Source organism: Ruegeria sp. BH6, assembly GCF_056538105.1.
This window is the reverse complement of sequence record NZ_JBQFSR010000006.1, coordinates 1-16,510: the sequence shown is the minus strand read 5'-3', so window position 1 is coordinate 16,510 and position 16,510 is coordinate 1. Positions and strand designations below refer to the sequence as shown.

The 16,510-nt window shown below is 54.8% G+C and carries 13 protein-coding genes and 1 pseudogene; 6 read left to right on the top strand and 8 right to left on the bottom strand.

The window, feature by feature from the left end; translation table 11 throughout:
* Window positions 1–7 precede the first annotated feature (7 nt).
* The 3 genes from ACR0B8_RS13425 to ACR0B8_RS13415 all read right to left on the bottom strand — a co-directional run bounded on the left by ACR0B8_RS13425 (window position 8) and on the right by ACR0B8_RS13415 (window position 2,144).
* Entirely contained in the window at window positions 8–772 is a 765-nt protein-coding gene (locus ACR0B8_RS13425) for a zinc metalloprotease (protein ID WP_480658761.1), read from the bottom strand.
* Window positions 773–893: 121 nt separating this feature from the next.
* On the bottom strand, window positions 894–1,316 hold the full coding sequence (locus tag ACR0B8_RS13420; protein WP_480658763.1) for a hypothetical protein: 423 nt from the start codon (window positions 1,314–1,316) through the stop codon (window positions 894–896).
* A 378-nt stretch (window positions 1,317–1,694) separates the two neighbouring features.
* A complete protein-coding gene (locus ACR0B8_RS13415) occupies window positions 1,695–2,144 on the bottom strand; it encodes a hypothetical protein (protein WP_480658765.1) in 450 nt (149 codons plus the stop codon).
* A gap of 192 nt (window positions 2,145–2,336) precedes the next feature.
* On the opposite strand from ACR0B8_RS13415, the gene ACR0B8_RS13410 reads away from it, so the two are divergent.
* Window positions 2,337–2,678, top strand: a complete 342-nt coding sequence (locus ACR0B8_RS13410; RefSeq protein WP_480658766.1) for a hypothetical protein — start codon at window positions 2,337–2,339, stop codon at window positions 2,676–2,678.
* Window positions 2,679–2,689: 11 nt separating this feature from the next.
* On the top strand, window positions 2,690–3,607 hold the full coding sequence (locus ACR0B8_RS13405; RefSeq protein WP_480658768.1) for a site-specific integrase: 918 nt from the start codon (window positions 2,690–2,692) through the stop codon (window positions 3,605–3,607).
* A 187-nt stretch (window positions 3,608–3,794) separates the two neighbouring features.
* Here the strand turns inward: ACR0B8_RS13405 and ACR0B8_RS13400 are convergent, their stop codons facing one another.
* The 4 genes from ACR0B8_RS13400 to ACR0B8_RS13385 all read right to left on the bottom strand — a co-directional run bounded on the left by ACR0B8_RS13400 (window position 3,795) and on the right by ACR0B8_RS13385 (window position 7,907).
* The gene (locus tag ACR0B8_RS13400) at window positions 3,795–4,901 is read right to left on the bottom strand and encodes a lyase family protein (RefSeq protein WP_170361828.1); all 1,107 of its coding nucleotides are present in this window, start codon (window positions 4,899–4,901) and stop codon (window positions 3,795–3,797) included.
* Window positions 4,894–6,408, bottom strand: a complete 1,515-nt coding sequence (locus ACR0B8_RS13395; protein WP_170361827.1) for a tripartite tricarboxylate transporter permease — start codon at window positions 6,406–6,408, stop codon at window positions 4,894–4,896. The genes ACR0B8_RS13400 and ACR0B8_RS13395 overlap by 8 nt, the downstream gene beginning before the upstream one ends.
* Window positions 6,409–6,414: 6 nt before the next feature.
* Complete coding sequence (locus ACR0B8_RS13390) at window positions 6,415–6,882, bottom strand: tripartite tricarboxylate transporter TctB family protein (protein WP_226689403.1); 468 nt, start codon at window positions 6,880–6,882, stop codon at window positions 6,415–6,417.
* A gap of 65 nt (window positions 6,883–6,947) precedes the next feature.
* Window positions 6,948–7,907: a tripartite tricarboxylate transporter substrate binding protein gene (locus ACR0B8_RS13385; protein ID WP_226689404.1), complete on the bottom strand. Its 960-nt coding sequence runs from the start codon at window positions 7,905–7,907 to the stop codon at window positions 6,948–6,950.
* Window positions 7,908–8,010: 103 nt separating this feature from the next.
* Between ACR0B8_RS13385 and ACR0B8_RS13380 the strand changes: the two genes are divergently transcribed.
* The 3 genes from ACR0B8_RS13380 to ACR0B8_RS13370 all read left to right on the top strand — a co-directional run bounded on the left by ACR0B8_RS13380 (window position 8,011) and on the right by ACR0B8_RS13370 (window position 12,289).
* Window positions 8,011–8,928, top strand: coding sequence for a LysR family transcriptional regulator (locus tag ACR0B8_RS13380; RefSeq protein WP_170361824.1), 918 nt, complete (start codon window positions 8,011–8,013; stop codon window positions 8,926–8,928).
* Window positions 8,929–9,252: 324 nt separating this feature from the next.
* A complete protein-coding gene (locus ACR0B8_RS13375) occupies window positions 9,253–10,983 on the top strand; it encodes a type I secretion system permease/ATPase (protein WP_170350011.1) in 1,731 nt (576 codons plus the stop codon).
* The gene (locus tag ACR0B8_RS13370; protein WP_170394754.1) at window positions 10,973–12,289 is read left to right on the top strand and encodes an HlyD family type I secretion periplasmic adaptor subunit; all 1,317 of its coding nucleotides are present in this window, start codon (window positions 10,973–10,975) and stop codon (window positions 12,287–12,289) included. The genes ACR0B8_RS13375 and ACR0B8_RS13370 overlap by 11 nt, the downstream gene beginning before the upstream one ends.
* A gap of 12 nt (window positions 12,290–12,301) precedes the next feature.
* Here the strand turns inward: ACR0B8_RS13370 and ACR0B8_RS13365 are convergent, their stop codons facing one another.
* On the bottom strand, window positions 12,302–14,341 hold the full coding sequence (locus ACR0B8_RS13365) for a hcalcium-binding protein (RefSeq protein WP_480658771.1): 2,040 nt from the start codon (window positions 14,339–14,341) through the stop codon (window positions 12,302–12,304).
* A gap of 156 nt (window positions 14,342–14,497) precedes the next feature.
* On the opposite strand from ACR0B8_RS13365, the pseudogene ACR0B8_RS13360 reads away from it, so the two are divergent.
* A pseudogene (locus ACR0B8_RS13360) lies at window positions 14,498–16,510 on the top strand (adhesin); the annotation flags it as partial.

Genomic DNA, 16,510 nt, shown 5'->3' with positions numbered 1-16,510 from the left:
CATAGTATTAGACTCGGTACACGGCATCCAAGCAATTTCTGTCCCTTCGATTAATTCCTTCATTTTTGTAAATTGCCACTTTTTCAACTGTAATCTCTTTCGGAATGTAATATCCCATGACTGATTTGGCATTCCATCCGCGGTCACCTACACAACGCTCGGCAGTTTGAAACAAGTTGTTCAAAACCTGTTGCCTCGTCCATCCGTGATATTTTTTGTAGTAGCTTACCGCGGCCTCTTTATCTATCGTAACCGGTAAACGGTTATTGAAATGCTCGTGGGTGAGACAAAGAGCGTGGCCAAATTCGTGCTCAACCGAATCTATATTGTAAATGTACATCGTGGATTTGCCATCGGATAACCGACTGTTTCGAGCAAGACGACCGAGTTTGGAAAGATTTGATGGAGCGAGTCCGTCTATTCCAGTTTGTCTTACCCTTATATCGCAATTATTTAATGGAACTGAAAAATCAAATTTGATCTTCTTGGCGATATTCGAACCGGCCGGCAACCAGTTATTGGCGCGCTTAATGACTTCATTTTTCCACGCGTCGGGCGGGGCGCCAACAAACCCGATCCCAAGTCTAATTATACCTTGAGGAGCGGGTTGGCCATCCCCAACTCTCCACTTTAGTTTACTCCGTGCTGCACCTTGCAAACTGAGATCCAGTTCTTCATCTTCTTGGCGAAGAAGATCAATCTCTTCGTCGTCTCCTGCATTTGCTTGAAGATTCAGTTCACCTTCAAGAGGTGGAACATGTGTTGAACACACATATGCTCCTTCAGTGTCGTTTAGCGAAAGAACTCGACTTGGAATAGTGGAGCAGAGACATAGACCAGAGACTCCGACTAGAAATTCCCTACGTGAAATATTTGGTAAGCAATTTGGAAGGTTATGCATATCCTGTCCTTTGCCTTTCGGCTGCAAATTCTGCAAATGCTGGACTTGTTGTGAGGTCGAGGGCAACGCTTGGAGAAACACCACGCAGCATCAAGTATACAAATAGGCGTTCATACTCTAACCCTTGAGCGCTAACTGAACTCGGTATGTTTGTATTTGCAGCGGTCTCAGCAAAGCGATTTTGTTCCGCCTTAGTTACAGAGTATTTTTGGTACTTTCCCGGGCAACCGCTGAGAATAGCACCTTTGTTTTTGGATGACATCGATGCAGCCAAAGCCAGCAAATCACATTCAGTTTCAGACTTCGTGACGATAGAAGTTTCGACTTTGGGTTGCGGAGGCGGTATAATTGGCGAAGTGCACGCAGCCGAAAGCGCAAGAGCTACGAAATTGAAAGCAGTAGAAAAAAATCGCATTTAATGACCAACCTCTCAACAATATATTAAGAATATGGCGTAGAAAACTAGGACCAAAAAAACCTTGGTGCAGATTAAGCAATCATAGCGCTCAGGACATACAATGAGTCAACTGTTTTGTTTTGAACAAAAGTTTCGTCCTACCAAGTTCAACGGATACTTTTGAGCCAGTCCTAATCCTCGACACAACTTCTTGCTATTCGAAGATATATCCAATCTCCTGATCAATAGCGTTTCAAAAACTGCCTGAGGTTGGTCGTTCTTGGCCTCCCGGGCCCACGGCAGAAATTCCGTCAAGGCTGGTAATCCTGTGACCCAAAAAGACTTCTAGGAAACCAGTTCATCGTCGACATTCCTCGAAAGAGAAACACTATGGTTTTAGGGCATTTGCTGATGCTCGATAGCGCTATTCTGGGAGAATTCAAAGCCTTTAGTTCCAGCAACTTCTTCCAGCACTTGGACACCCATTTGTGTCAGGTAAAGTCTCTTTTGCCGGGTCCCTGTTACCGGTTCTTTCCGCACCCAATTCAATCCCGACTTCCCTCTGACACCCGAACTAAGGATGTCACAGTGCCTAGCAGCTGTTGGATAGCTTAGCTCTAAATCATCCGCAATTTGCGCGATGGTCGGTGCATTCTCTTTGCCCGGCTTCGCCGCGCGAGCGATGTGGATGAATGTATGTAGCGCTCCCACAGTCATATCTGGTCGTTCGTCTCTGCACCTGCGCAAGAGAACTTCCAATTCATCGAACGACAGCTGTCCCGCTTCTAAGAATCTTTGCAACTCTTCAGATATCGAAACTGTAAAACCCAAAAGCATGAATAACATGGCTGACCTCCGTCCTTCTATGGGTACGTATAAAAAAGTTGTTGCGCAACATGATTCCTCGCTGTAAAAAGCATCTATGCGTAACCATAATTTATATATCTTCGTGGGTTACATGATATTTTGGCGATTTTGAAACAGCCAAAATAGTCCTTTCGGGCTTCCAGTCATGCTGAACACACGAAGGTTTTTGCCTTGGCCAATTCTGAATACGACGAACTAACCATCACAATCACGGCCGCCGCCAAACGTCTCGGCGCACCTAAAGCTGTGGTCCAAAGAGTGGCTGATGAACTCGGATTGCTCATTGTTTTTGGAAACCGCAGAAAAATCGATCCAAACGACCTACAGGAGATCATCAACGCATGCCGCAACACGCAAAAGGCCCCCGTCTCTACCGCCGTAAAGACACGGGCATCTATCAAATCCGCGACACTGGACGCGGGGAGTGTTCAACGGGCACAAGAGACCGCAGAGAAGCTGAAAGCGCTCTCGCCCTATACATCGCGGAAAAGAACCGGCCAGCTGGTCCCGTAAGCGAAGACGAAATGACTATTGCAGAGGCGCTTGCCTTTTATGGTGAAAAGCGAGCGAAAAAAGTGAGAGATCCGGCTCGCATTGGGTATGCAATCGCTGCTTTATTACCCTATTGGGGTGCTTTGCCCGTGTCGGCAATCACTGAGGAAATGTGCGAAGCATACGGCGACCAACGGTACAAAGTCGTAAAACGCGACCCGGTCACAAAGGAAGCGCTTGAATTCGAGCAGTGTTCGGATGGTACAATTCGCAAAGAACTAGGCACCCTAAGCGCAGCACTTAGTTTCTGTGAGAGAAAAAAACGTCTTCTTAATCCCCCTGAAGTCTATCTCCCGCAGAAGCCAGAACCGCATGATCTCTGGTTGACTCGAGATGAAGCAGCGAAACTACTGCGCGCAGCAAGGCGCAATCCAAGAACCAAACACTTGGCGCGGTTTATTCTAGTCTCGCTGTACACGGGCACGCGAAAAACTGCGGTTCTTAGGATGCGCTTCGCGGCCAACACGTCTGGCGGCTGGGTCGACACAACTGGCCAAATTATGTATCGGCGCGGCACCTTGGAAACCGAAACAAAGAAACGGCGACCGGCAGTTCCTATTCCTACACGCCTGCTAGCACACCTAAAACGCTGGGAGGCGTCAGGCAGCCGTTGGGTTGTAGAGTATCAGGGCAATGGTGCAGGATCTGTGAAAAACGCGTGGAAAACCGCCGTTGAAGCAGCGGGCTTGGGAGGAACCGGCGTAACTCCACACACTTTACGTCATACTGCAATCACATGGGCAATGAGGACCGGCCGAGCCGACATCTGGGAACTTAGTGGATTCTTTGGTGTTAGCCCACAGACTATGCTTCGAGTTTACGCCCATCACCACCCTGACTACCAAGTGGATGCCGCAAATGCAGCTTCAGCCGGAGGGCGGAAACTGTGAGACCTCACACTTTCAATCAAAAGAGATCGTTAGAGATGCGAACAAAACATGGAAAAAACCAAAACAAAGATGGAAAATTTCGGTTTGAACTGTCTTCGGGAGGCAGGGGTCGGAGGTTCGAATCCTCTCACTCCGACCAATATCGCCTAACAGACTAACAGATCTAAACGATGCAACCGCGTCTCTACTAATGATGCGTTTGCTGTTCGGCAGTAAGTTTGGCCGAGAGCGATCTGCTCATCGCGTCCGTATCAAAAACCAAGTTTTTCAACATCCGTTCCAACCACTGCAATGCGCCCGAGGTCAGAAGAAACGTCTCGGGCACCGTCACCCATTCAGCAATCCAAACGCCACCGGATCGTTCGTGTTCATGCAGGGTCAGTTCGCCTATTTGCTCGGCGCGTTGGCGCCCAAGGCGGGCTACGGCTTCGCCGAATTCCGATGCACGTTGGTTTCGTTTGTGGGCCATCGCGGAAGACGCGCCTTGACCAGGTTCCTGAACCTCAAGGAATTCTCCGATGTCAGACGATGACAACTGATTGACGTTATGTGCAATTTTACAAAGCGTCCCGCACAGCGCACCTAGGGCAGTGATGATGTCAGCCACCCCGTCCCGCGCATTCTGCCAATGAGGCTCGACCACATTCAGTCCAAGAGATGCGGCGATACCATTTTTGATGCGCTGACCGGTCCCGTTTTCATAGCCACGCAAATCGCCAACAGGTCCACCAATCTGGACATTCAACCCACGTCCTGACGCATCTTTCAGCGCCTGTGAACGACGTTCAAGTTCCGATCGCCAAACCAAAAGCTTTGTGGCCAGCTGAATCGGCACTGCGAATTGCCCGTTTGTGCGACCCATCATCATTGTGTCGGGATGAGAAGAAATATGATGATCAATGGCCGCGATAACGCCATCCAGAGCGTCTTGAACAAACTCTAGCCCCAGCTTCATCTGCAAAGCCATCGCAGTATCCATAATGTCCTGTGTGGTAGCACGGAAATGCACATAGGCGGCGTATTCCGGAAGGAGGGTGCGCATCTGTTTAACCAATCCGACAATCGGGCGACCGACAAACATCATTTCCTCTTGCAGATCGGGCTTGTTAAGATCGCAGATTGACAGGGAATTTATTGCCTTCGCCGCCTCAGCTGGGATCACGTTGGCCATTGCCTGATGCTCGGCTAGCACCTGCTCCACGCGCAACCAGGCCGAGATGACTGTATGTTCCGACCAGATGGACCGCATGTCGGCGCTGGAAAAACAATCCCGGTAGATACCATAATCAAGCATCTCCAAGCCCTCCTTGTGCGATCCGGCGCTCTTTGACGATACCGCGAATTCGGAATGCCATCGCCGCTAGCCCGACCAGCAGGAACGCAAGCGCGATGGGGCGCTCCACAAAGACCAACGCCCCACCTTCGGACATCAGCAACGACTGGCGAAAGGTTTCTTCCGCGCCTTTGGCCAACACAAAAGAGATGACGAATGCGGCAACATTGAAATCAAATTTGCGCATCAGCCAACCGGCGAAACCTGCAACTGTCATGACGGTCACATCAAACATCGACCCACGTGCGGAATAGGCAGCCACAAACGAGGTCAGAAAGATCAGCGGATAAAGAACATTGGTCGGTATCTTCAGGATCAACCGCGCAACCTGCGTAGCCCCGAAATAGCCGATCAGACCGTAGGCAAGAATGCCAAGCATTCCACAGGCGAACAGTTTATAGACCAGTTCCTTATCCGTAAGGAACAGGGTCGGGCCAACCTGAATGCCGTGGATCAGGAAAACACCCAGCAGGATTGCACCGATGGTTGAACCCGGAATACCAAGCGTCAACAGAGGTGCCATTGATGGGCCGGAAACCGCGTTATTGGCGGCCTCGGGCGCGGCCACGCCTTCCAGCGCGCCCTTGCCCCACATTTCCGGGTTATTGGCGCGGCGCTTGCCTTCACCGTATGAGATGAACGCGGCAATGGCTGAACCCAGCCCAGGCAGAACACCGATGCCCGCACCGATGAACCCGCCTCGGAAGGCGTGCGGCAGGCAGGGTTTGTACTCTTCCCATGTCAGAGTGTTTCCGTCCGCCGTGCTTTCGTTCTCTTTGGTGTCACCCGTGGCTTTGCGCCGGGTTTCAAGCTGTGCAAAGACCTCACCCAGAACGAATACCCCGATCATCAGCGGCACAAGACCGATGCCGTTGGACAGCTCGAATGAGCCGAACGTATAGCGTTCTTCGCTTGAAATCGGATCCAGTCCGACCATTGCAATCAGGATGCCCATCAGCGCCGACGCCAAACCTTTGACGATGGAGTTTCCGATGACCGATCCAATCACCACAAAGGCTGCAAAATAGATGGCGAAGGTTTCCGGCGGACCCAGTTTCAGGGCAATGGCCGCAATGAAACCGACGCCAATGACCAAAAGAATGTCACCCATCAAATCCCCGATGATCGATGAGATTGTCGCCACCTTCATCGCTTTGCCCGCCTTGCCGGCGCGTGCCAGCGGATAGCCGTCAATCTGGGTCGCCGCGCTGGCCGCAGTACCGGGCGTATTGAACAGGATCGCCGCAATCGACCCGCCATAGCGGCCGGATTTTCCGATCACATACAGAAAGGCGAGTGCAAAAATCGGCGACATGTAAAAGGTAATGGGCAACAGCATGGCAATCGCAGCCGATGCCGTGAGGCCGGGCGTGGCACCCACGATCATGCCAACAACCGCAGCAAGGACAATTGCAAACAGCAGCGTGGGGTCTGTGATAACCGAAAGAAGTGCGGGAAAGATTTCCATAGTGAATTACCCCTGAATCCAGCTCAGCAGATCGAAAACCTCGCCATAGGGAGGGTAGACGCCGAGCAGGACAAAAAAGATGAGATGGAAGATCAGCGGGCAAAGGATGACAGACACGGCCAGCCCGATCCGGCTGCGCACACCGAAAAAGTAGAGGACAAGTGGTGCGACAATGGCCGTTGGCAGTAAGTAACCGAACCAGCGGAAGGATTGTTGATAGATCAGAGCAATGATGAACAGGCCAATGATCTGCAAGGCCGCGCCATTATCTTGTGCGTAGCTCGCTCCACCCGTCGTCTGACGTGCTGCACCCGCCAGCATAAGGCCCGAGAGAAACAGCAGGGCAACTGCGGCAGAGAACGGCACAATCCCGGCCCATGTATCCCCTGGAGATGCCGCAGGCACCTGCCAGGCGCCCCAGATGGCAAAAATCGAAATGAGGGCAAGCACCAGACCTTTTGCATAGGCACGCATGACGATCCTCTCTATTTTCCGTCGTTAGAATTGGGCCGGGGGATGATCCGCCGGCCCCAGGAGCTTTAGTTGGTCAGGCTTTCAACCAAGGGGGTGGCGTCTTCTTTCATCGCCGAAAGCGCCACCTTGGCCTCCGCACCGTTCTGATAGACCGGGCCGGTCCCGCGTGATGCGAGAAGTTCGGCGAATTCCGGCTTGGCAGCGATCTGTTCGAGCGCGGCCTCCATCGCGGCGACCACCTCTGCAGGCGTCCCTTTCGGAGCAAACACGATTACTGGCGAGGACACTGCAGCAAATGGAATACCCAGCTCCCCAAAAGCGGGCACCTCATTCATAATGCCGTCACGCTCCTGACTGTTGACCGCCAGCGCGCGCAATTGTTCTTCAAAACCTGCCAGTTGCTGAACTCCAAGGAAGCCGAAATCAGCCTGTTCACCGATCAGCGCGGCACGGGTCGGCCCGCCCCCTTTGAACGGCACATCCTGAGCTTCGATACCGTTATTGGCCAAAAAACCCATGCCGCCAACGTGATGGAAACCACCGCGGCCCGAATGAGCCCACCGCAATTGGCCGGGGTTGGCCTTGGCGGCATCGATCACGTCCTGAACGGATTGAAAGGGGCTGTTGACCGGAACCATTAGCGAAGTCTGCAACTGGCCTACCTGTGCAACGAAGTCAAAGCTTTCCAATGCGTCGATATCGGTATCGCGGGTCATGGTCGACAGCAGGAACGACCCCCCCGACGTCATCATCATAGTGTACCCGTCAGGACGCGCGCCAACGACTGCATTGGCACCGTTCAAACCACCCGAACCGGGTTTATTCACAACTACCACAGGCACGTCCAGAATACCTTCGGCAGCGGCCGAGATAGCGCGCGCATAAGCATCTGTGCCGCCACCCGCCTTGTAGGGGACAACAAGGTTGATCGGGCGTTTCGGCCAATCCGCGGCAAAGCTTGCTGTAGCTGTGGCGGTGACGGTAACTGCCGCGATGGCAACACCAAGAAGAGTTCTGCGTTTCATGAGTAACCTCCCAATTTCACTTGGGATCAAATTACGCGATTTCTTCAATTGTAAAAAATGCAAAGGTGTTATCTACTCTTGCAAATCATGAAAGAGTAGAAGGATGAATATCAAAGCCCTACGCGCGTTTCGCGCTACTTTGTCCGAAGGATCCCTTGTCGCCGCCTCTGAGATCCTCCATCTCAGCCAACCTGCTGTCAGCCGTTTGATCACCGGGCTTGAGGCCGAGCTGAAATTGACGCTTTTTGATCGCAGTGGCCGCAACCTGACGCCGACGCCGGAAGGGTTGGCCTTTTACAAAGAGGCCGGCAGGATTCTGGACAATCTTGACGAAGTTCCGCGCATCGCAGCCGAGATCAAAGCGGGGCGCACCGAAACGCTCCGCATTGTGACGATGCCCCGAATTGCACAATCCCTGTCCGCGCCTGCGGTGGCACGGTTCATGCAAGAGAACCCCAGCACCAATGTAAACCTGGATGTCCGGGCAAGACGCGAGGCGGGAAAATGGCTGGCCGGGCGGGAATACGATATTGGAATTGGGGCGTTGCCCGTCGATCATCCCGGCATCGTCTCCAAACCCCTCTTCCGAGTAAAAGCGCAGGCGGTTTTGCCCGCAGGCCATCCGCTTTCATCCCGAAGTAATTTGACGGCGGACGATCTTGCCGGGGAACCCGTTATACGTCTGATGCATGGTCTGCTGTTGCGGGATCAACTGGACGACTTCTTTCGTTCCGCCGGTGTGACGCCCAGACAAACCTGCGAAGTCGCCGCCTCGCAGCTGGCTTGCGCGCTGGTGGCAGAGGGCGCGGGTGTCACAATCGCGGATGAATTGGTGGCCGCTCAGGTCGCGTCCGCAAACCTTACGCTTGTTCCCGTGGCCCCAGAGCGGTGGATGACCTTTGGGCTGCTCTACCCGGTTTCCGAATCAGGGTCTAAAACTCTGCCGCTGTTCGAAAAGGCCTTGTTCGACGTCGTCAACGAATTGGCACAGCAGAGTGAGACGCTTGAACCCACCAATTAGAGCAACCTCAGGAACCGGACATTGGCGACAAAGGGTCGTCCGATATGCGAAATGCGCGGCGGTATCTTGACGGTCCGATTGCCGCGGGGTCTCCAGTAGCTCGGTCCTTTAGCGGCGCGGCAACTGAACCCAGTATGGTATCGGCATGAGCGTATGCGCGCCCACCAGCGGTCCTTTGCCTTGACTGCAAGTAGCTTTTCGCCGATCCACCAATTCTCGCATTTTCTCCGTTGTGCCATAGTTTAAGATGCGGCCCATCGCCACCACTCTGGTCCGGCAGAGAATCAGTTACTAAAGGCCCTGTACGTGAATATTGAAAACCGCATGACACTGCCGCCTCGCCATGAGTTGCGAAATGTGCGCAATCGGGGCATTACCTTCCTGGCCCTGGCGTTTCTGTTCAGCATCTTCGTTAACCTTCTGATGCTGACCGGGCCTTTGTTCATGCTGCAGGTTTACGATCGGGTCCTGGGCTCGCGCGCAGTGGAGACGCTGACAGCCCTGTTTTTGCTGGTAGCTCTTCTTTATGGCCTTATGGCGATGCTGGATTTTGCCCGCGGCAGAATCGTGGCCAGATTCGGTGCCCGGTTCCAGTCTGAACTGGATGAACGTGTGTTCGACGCCACCCTGCGCCGATCACTTTTTCCACAAGCACGATCCGCTCCGGCCACGGCATTACGCGATCTTGAGTCGATTCAGAACCTGTGTGCCTCGCCCGTTCTTTTGGCGGTGATGGATATTCCGTGGACACCAGTATTTCTGGCAGCAATCTTCTTGTTTCACCCGTTGCTAGGCTGGTTGGCCGTGGCGGGCGGGAGTTTGCTTATCCTGATCGCCTTGTTGAACCAGTGGCTAACCCACAGCAAGGTGGCTTCGGCACAAAGGGCGTCGGCCCAGGCCAACGCGTTTTCCGAACACGCAAGACAAGCGGCCGAAGTGGTGCGATCGCAAGGCATGCAAGAGGACATAACCCAACGCTGGCAGCGGCAGCGCACCAACGCCCTGCGTCAGACCATTGCCGCCAGTGACTGGACAGGCAGCTTTACCTCGCTGACCAAATCACTGCGGTTGTTTTTGCAATCAGCCATGCTGGCGCTTGGCGCTTGGCTGGTGCTGCGCAACGAACTGACGCCAGGGGCGATGATTGCCGGCTCTATCTTGTTGGGGCGGGCGCTGGCACCCGTTGAGCAGGCGGTTGGCCAATGGGGTATGGTTGAACGGGCCCGCACGGCCTGGAGTTCGCTTAACCGGTTTTTGGATGCGACCCCACCTGAAAAACCTCGCACCAAACTGCCTGTACCCGAGGCGCGGCTGACCGCAAAAAGCCTAACTGTCATTCCTCCGGGTGCGGACAAGCCGACGCTGCGCAATGTCGCTTTGCGGCTAGAACCAGGTAAAGCGCTTGGCGTCATCGGTAAAAGCGGCTCGGGAAAGTCGACGCTGGCCAAAGCCCTGTTGGGCCTGTGGCAACCTGCCGCCGGGGAAATACGGTTGGGTGGTGCAACACTGGATCAATATGATCCCGACGATCTGGGCCAGCATATTGGTTACCTGCCGCAGGAAGTTACTCTGTTCAACGGATCCGTGGCTGAAAACATTGCCCGCATGTCGGAAAATCCCGACCCTGACGCGGTTGTAGCCGCAGCAAAAATGGCCAACGCGCATGATCTGATCCTGTCATTGAGCAAAGGATATGACACATTTCTGGAAGGCAATGACAGCCAATTGTCGGGCGGGCAAAAGCAACGTATCGCACTGGCCCGCGCCCTTTACGGCAACCCGGTTCTGTTGATTCTGGATGAGCCGAACTCGGCCCTGGATGCCGATGGGACCGAGGCGCTGAACGCCGCTGTTCGAGGTCTGAAAGAGGCCGGAAAATCAACCATCATCATGACCCACCGCCCTCAGGCAATTTCGGAATGTGACGATCTGGCCGTTGTCGAAAACGGGCAAGTTGTGAAATCCGGCACTCGGGATGAGGTGCTGGGTGCAATGGTACAAAACGCTGGCGCCATCAAACGCGGCCTCAGTCAGGTGAAAAAAGATGCAGGATAAGACGGGTAAAGACACGCGCCCGGTGTGGCACATCACGATACCAGCCTTGGTCGGTTTTGTGGCTTTGCTGATTTTGGTTGGCGGGCTTGGCATCTGGTCCGTGCAGACCCGACTGGCCGGGGCGATCATATCGCAAGGAACAATCGAGGTTCAAAGTAGCCGACAGGTAGTGGAACATCCTGATGGTGGCGTTGTGGGCGAGATTTTCGTGCGCGACGGTGACGAAGTCGCCAACGGAGACATGCTGGTCCGTTTGGACGATACGTTTTTATCTTCGGAGAAAACGATCGTCGAATCTCAGCTGTTTGAGTTGTTGGCACGTAGAGCCCGATTGGTGGCCGAACGCGACGGTGGCGATGCCCCAGCCTTGGCAGCTCTGCTTGAAGAGATTCAAAAGCAGGATGATATCGACGCTGAACTGATTGCCGGTCAGCAACGATTGTTCGAGGCCCGTCTGGAAACACTGGACCAACAGACCCAACAATTGGGCAAACAGCGGGTTCAGATCGACAGTGAAATCGAAGGAACCGAGGCACAGCTAGTGTCCTTGCGTCGCCAGGTGGAACTGATTCAAAACGAGCTGAAGGACCAACAAGACCTGTTACAACGCGGTTTGACTCAGGCCAGCCGCGTGTCCGCCTTGCAGCGGGAAGAGGCCAGCCTGACGGGTGAGATTGGTAGGCTCGAAGCTGCCGTGGCTCGCCTGAAAGGTCAGATTTCAGCAACCGAGATTGAGATTGTCGAATTGACGGCCACGCGGCGGGAAGAGGCTATTACCGAACTGCGGGACGTTCAGACGCAGATCGCTGAGTTGGCTGAGCGACGTCTCTCTCTGGAAGAACGGCTGTCGAGATTGGACATTCGCGCACCCGTTGCAGGTACGGTCTATGGCAGTCAGGTTTTCGCCCTGCAATCGGTGATTCAACCAGCCGAGCCTATGATGTATATTGTACCCCAAGACACGCCGTTGCTGGTGGCAGCGCGCGTTGATGCGATCCACGTAGATCAATTGCATATTGGGCAACCAGTGGCGTTACGGTTCACGGCTTTCAATCAACGAGAGACGCCTGAGATTGACGGGCGGGTAGTCACCGTCTCGGCGGATACATTCACTGATGACGTAACTGGTCAGACCTTCTACCGCGCCGAGGTCGCCCCCGAAGACAATCAGATCGAGCGGTTGAATGGGCAAGCCCTGTTACCGGGCATGCCGGTGGAAACCATGATCAAGACCGACGAAAGAACCCCTTTGTCCTATATGGTCAAACCCATGGCCGACTATTTCAACCGGGCTTTCCGTGAATAATGGGCTGCGGTTTCAGACCGGTTCGAGGTTGCCCAGAAGGATCGAAGTCATATCGGTGCTAATCACATTGTCGACCACAGTGACATCGACACCGGTTTCATAACTGACATTGTTCTCGGTAATCCCGGACAGGTCTGTGTCATCATCAAGAAAAACCCATTCCGCTTCATGCGCGGTGGGCAGACCTACGGCAATTTGCAAAATAGCCAGCGCATCTAACGCATTGACCATTCCGTCCCGTGTAATATCGGCCGCAATCAGGTTCTCGGGCGTGGCCGGACCCCAGGTCGGGTCCAATCCGACCGACATGCGCAAGACCTGCAACGCATCCAGCGCCGTGATCTCATAGCTGGCCGTTGAATAGGTTTTGATGATTTCCAACTCCCCCTCGAATGTGCCTGACGGCAAACCCAGATCGAACCGCCCCTCGTCATCCGCCCTGACGCTGATGGTTCCGCCGCCATCCGGTGTAAATCGAATCTCAGCGTCCGACAGGCCAGGATTCGCGGCTTCGGAGGCGACAGTCACAGTGCCCTGCACCCCATCCGAGCTGCCAGGTTCTAACCCACCAAAATCGCCAAAATCGACAGGGATATGATCCGGCCCGCCAAAGCCCGCGCCAAACACTTCAGCGCTGGTCAGGGGCCCTCCGGTTGAAGAGTTGATCACGATGACCTCATCGAGAAATTTGATCTGCGCCCCCTGCTCCGTGGCTATGAACATCAGTTGCCCCGGCGTGCGTAGCAGCGGATAGTCGAATAAATCCAACCGGTCGGTTCCGGCCTGAAAACCGTTAATTGTTGTGGGGTCACTGCCGTATTGCATAACAAAGATATCCGCGCCGGCACCCCCATGCATGGTTGTTGCGCCGATGCCTGCGTTCAGAATGTCGTCACCTGCGCCACCCATCAGGGTTGTTTCGAGGATACTGCCGCTGAGCATGTCATTCTGCGCAGTTCCCGTCACCGTACCAAAGCCATCGCGCACGATGCCCAAATCCGCAATCGAAACGCTGAGTTGCGTCAAGCCTTCATCCTGTTGCGCGCCGACAAGAATCTGAAGCTCGTCCCCGACATGGGCAACACTCAATGTTTCGACATTCTGCAACCCGCTATGAATAGTGTCGGCAAAGCTGTCCTGATGCACCAATTGCCCGCCTGGTGTCAGCGTGAAAAGGGAAACGCCATCATCGCCGCCACCAGCAACAACAAACACATGCCCGTCAGACTCGATCACGGCTAAATCCTGAACCGTTTCGAACCGTGTATGCAAGGAATCCAAAACATGATCCGTGGGGATCAATCGCCCGTCACCCGCTAACTCCATAACGCTCAGCGAGTTGCTGCCTGCCCCCGCCACAACGACCCAGGATTGGCCATAGGCTTGCACCACTTCGACCGCAGTCGGTGAAGCAATCCCTAAAGTCGCTAGCGCGTCGCTGTTGTCGACCACTGTCAGCGCACCGGTGTTTTGATCGACATTGTAGGTGCTGATCGTGCCGGTGGTCGCGTCGGCTGCAATCACGAAATGATCCGCCCCGGCTTGCAGAACTTGCATCGAATCTGCCTGCCCCGCGATCGACGCCGACAGGCTCAATGTGCCGTCCCCGTTCACGGTATAGGTTGCAATCTGCCCTGTAGATTCGTGCGCGATGGTCAGGATATCGCCGAACTGCACTAGGGCCGAGATATCTCCGCCGCCGGTCAGTGTCCCCGTTTCCTGAAGCGGGCCTACGGTTCCATCTGGATTCAGGTCATACCCGATCAATCCAGTCGCCGTACGTACATCCAGAACAAGCTGATCGTCTCCGGCCAGCGTTACAGGCATACCGATATCGCCAACCTGAAACGTGATCGTTCCACTGAAGTATTCAGTGTCTTGCAATTGCGGCAGCGCACCTTCGACCAGCTTCCAAACCGCGATACCGCCGCCCGGACCGGTCACGCTGTATAGATACGTGACGTCATTAAGCGTTTTTAAAGCCGTATGGCCGATACCTGAATCGAGCGCTGCGCTCCCCGTTGCAACCACTCCTTCGAACTGAAGCATCATATCCAATCACCCCACGCCACAACTGGCACCGATTACAGGATGATCCGATGCCCAGTCCGAAACCAAAGCTGGAATGTGGAGAAAACGAGGAGTTCGGCTTCAGTTTAACTCAATTTTTTCTGGTCCGACCGCATGAGTCACCGAAGAGAAAGACAGATGAACAAAACCTGGATCCTTCGAGCGGATGCGGAAACCACATGTGAGGGCAAGATGACCAAAGAACCTGAATCCAAGATCAACCCGGCCGATGCTCAGCCTGAAACCGAACGCAAGCGACACATCCGCCAGTGGATTGACGGCAAGATGCGCCGTTGGGCCGGACGTGGCATTGTTGGCGGGCTCGGGTCAACGATCCTCGCGCTGCCCGCCCTGGCGCAGGCCACAATCGAAGAGCTTTATGCGTTCCAATTCGCGGAAACGATTCCTGGCGTAAGATCCGTCAAGCTGTTGGACAATGGCGACGTTCTTTTGAAATTGGCCGATGGTCGCAAGATGGTTGTCGCCGCCGAAAACGTACAGGTGCTGGATAGTGGTGCAATCATGATCGCCGAAGACGCCGTGTCCGAAATTGCCCAGTTCAGCCTGGCAGAGGCCGGAGGCGCCGCAGCGGCAGGAGGTCTTAGCGGCGCAACCGCAGCGCTGGGTGGTCTTGGTTTGGCGGGTGCTGCAGCGGCTGCCGGGGGTGGCGGCGGTGGCGGAGACGACGATACCGCGCCGTCACCCGCACCAGCGCCTGCACCGACACCCAGCTATCCGGTTCTCAACTTGGCAGGTTCGCAGGGCGATATGCTAAGCACGGCACGCACTGGACTGACTGCACCAGAGGGTACTGAAACTGTCGAAGTGACAATCGGATCGCTCACCAAAACCGTAACCCCCGAAGATGACGGAAGCTGGAGCCTTTCGCTGACTCCTGCCGAGGCCGCAACCTTGCCACAGGGCGTGCAAACCGTAACGGTCCGCAATTTCGACGCCGAGGGCGCGGAATTGTCAGCAGAAACAGTGACATTTGCCGTGGATACCATCCCACCGACCCTGACCATTACTGGGTTTTCGGACGGGGCGGTGATGAATGCCTCGGAACAGACCACCGATCTCAACGTAGTCGGGACAACGAACGCCCAGGACGGGCAAACCGTAGTCGTTACGATCAACGGACAACCCTTCACCGGTACTGTTGCTGGCGGACAATGGAGCGTATCGGTCCCTGCCGCCAATCTGTCGACCCTGCCGGACGGTGCCACGATTGCGGTCACCGCAGATGTCAACGATCAGGCAGGCAACTCGGCAACACAAGCCGATGCCAGCTTTGATACAGACTTTACCGCTCCGACGATTACTCTGGACCCTGTTGCCGGCGGGTCTATCGAATTGATCGATGTCAGCGCCGACCTGACCCTGACAGGGTCAACCACAGCCGTCGACGGTCAGACGGTTTCCGTCACATTTGACGGTCAAACATATTCAACCACGGCCACGGGTGGCGCATGGAGCGTAACAGTCCCAAGCGCCGATCTGACCGGGCTATCGACGGGTGTTCCGGCAACCGTCAATGTCACGGTCAGCGATGGCGCCGGCAACATTTCGGTCCCGGCTTCGGCTTCTGTTCCTGTTGATTTGGCGGGCCCGTCTATCTCCGTTTCTCCGCTATCCGTTGGCGGGGTTCTCAACGCGGTGGAGGTTGGGTCCGATCTGACAATATCGGGATCGACGGCCAATGTTGAAGACGGCCAGCAGGTCACCGTTACCTTGAACGGCCAAACCTATACAGACACGGTCTCAGGCGGGAGTTGGAGCGTGACAGTTCCGGCCGCTGACCTGGCAGCCCTGGCTGACGGAGGAAGCTTTGCGGTGACTGCTGACGTTTCCGATACCGATGGGCTGGCAGCACCTCAAGCCAGTGTACCTCTTGCCAAAGATGCAACCGCCCCGACCCTGTCCATTGACAGTTTTTCGGATGGCGCTGTTCTGAACGCAACCGAGCAGGGAACAGACTTGACCATCACCGGTTCGACCACGGCCGAAGATGGGCAACTCGTGACGGTTTCGATGAACGGTCAAACCTATACCGGGGCGGCCTCGGGTGGCGCATGGTCTGTCACTGTTCCTGCGGCGGATCTTGCCGCCTTGTCTGACGGTGTCACCATTCCGGTCACGGCAGACGTCTCC

Excerpts from the sequence above, each read along its gene's own strand:
- ACR0B8_RS13415 (WP_480658765.1), bottom strand. The coding sequence starts at position 2,144 with ATGTTATTCATGCTTTTGGGTTTTACAGTTTCGATATCTGAAGAGTTG.
- ACR0B8_RS13365 (WP_480658771.1), bottom strand. The coding sequence starts at position 14,341 with ATGATGCTTCAGTTCGAAGGAGTGGTTGCAACGGGGAGCGCAGCGCTC.
- ACR0B8_RS13380 (WP_170361824.1), top strand. The coding sequence starts at position 8,011 with ATGAATATCAAAGCCCTACGCGCGTTTCGCGCTACTTTGTCCGAAGGA.
- ACR0B8_RS13405 (WP_480658768.1), top strand. The coding sequence starts at position 2,690 with ATGACTATTGCAGAGGCGCTTGCCTTTTATGGTGAAAAGCGAGCGAAA.
- ACR0B8_RS13375 (WP_170350011.1), top strand. The coding sequence starts at position 9,253 with ATGACACTGCCGCCTCGCCATGAGTTGCGAAATGTGCGCAATCGGGGC.
- ACR0B8_RS13400 (WP_170361828.1), bottom strand. The coding sequence starts at position 4,901 with ATGCTTGATTATGGTATCTACCGGGATTGTTTTTCCAGCGCCGACATG.
- ACR0B8_RS13390 (WP_226689403.1), bottom strand. The coding sequence starts at position 6,882 with ATGCGTGCCTATGCAAAAGGTCTGGTGCTTGCCCTCATTTCGATTTTT.
- ACR0B8_RS13395 (WP_170361827.1), bottom strand. The coding sequence starts at position 6,408 with ATGGAAATCTTTCCCGCACTTCTTTCGGTTATCACAGACCCCACGCTG.
- ACR0B8_RS13385 (WP_226689404.1), bottom strand. The coding sequence starts at position 7,907 with ATGAAACGCAGAACTCTTCTTGGTGTTGCCATCGCGGCAGTTACCGTC.
- ACR0B8_RS13420 (WP_480658763.1), bottom strand. The coding sequence starts at position 1,316 with ATGCGATTTTTTTCTACTGCTTTCAATTTCGTAGCTCTTGCGCTTTCG.
- ACR0B8_RS13370 (WP_170394754.1), top strand. The coding sequence starts at position 10,973 with ATGCAGGATAAGACGGGTAAAGACACGCGCCCGGTGTGGCACATCACG.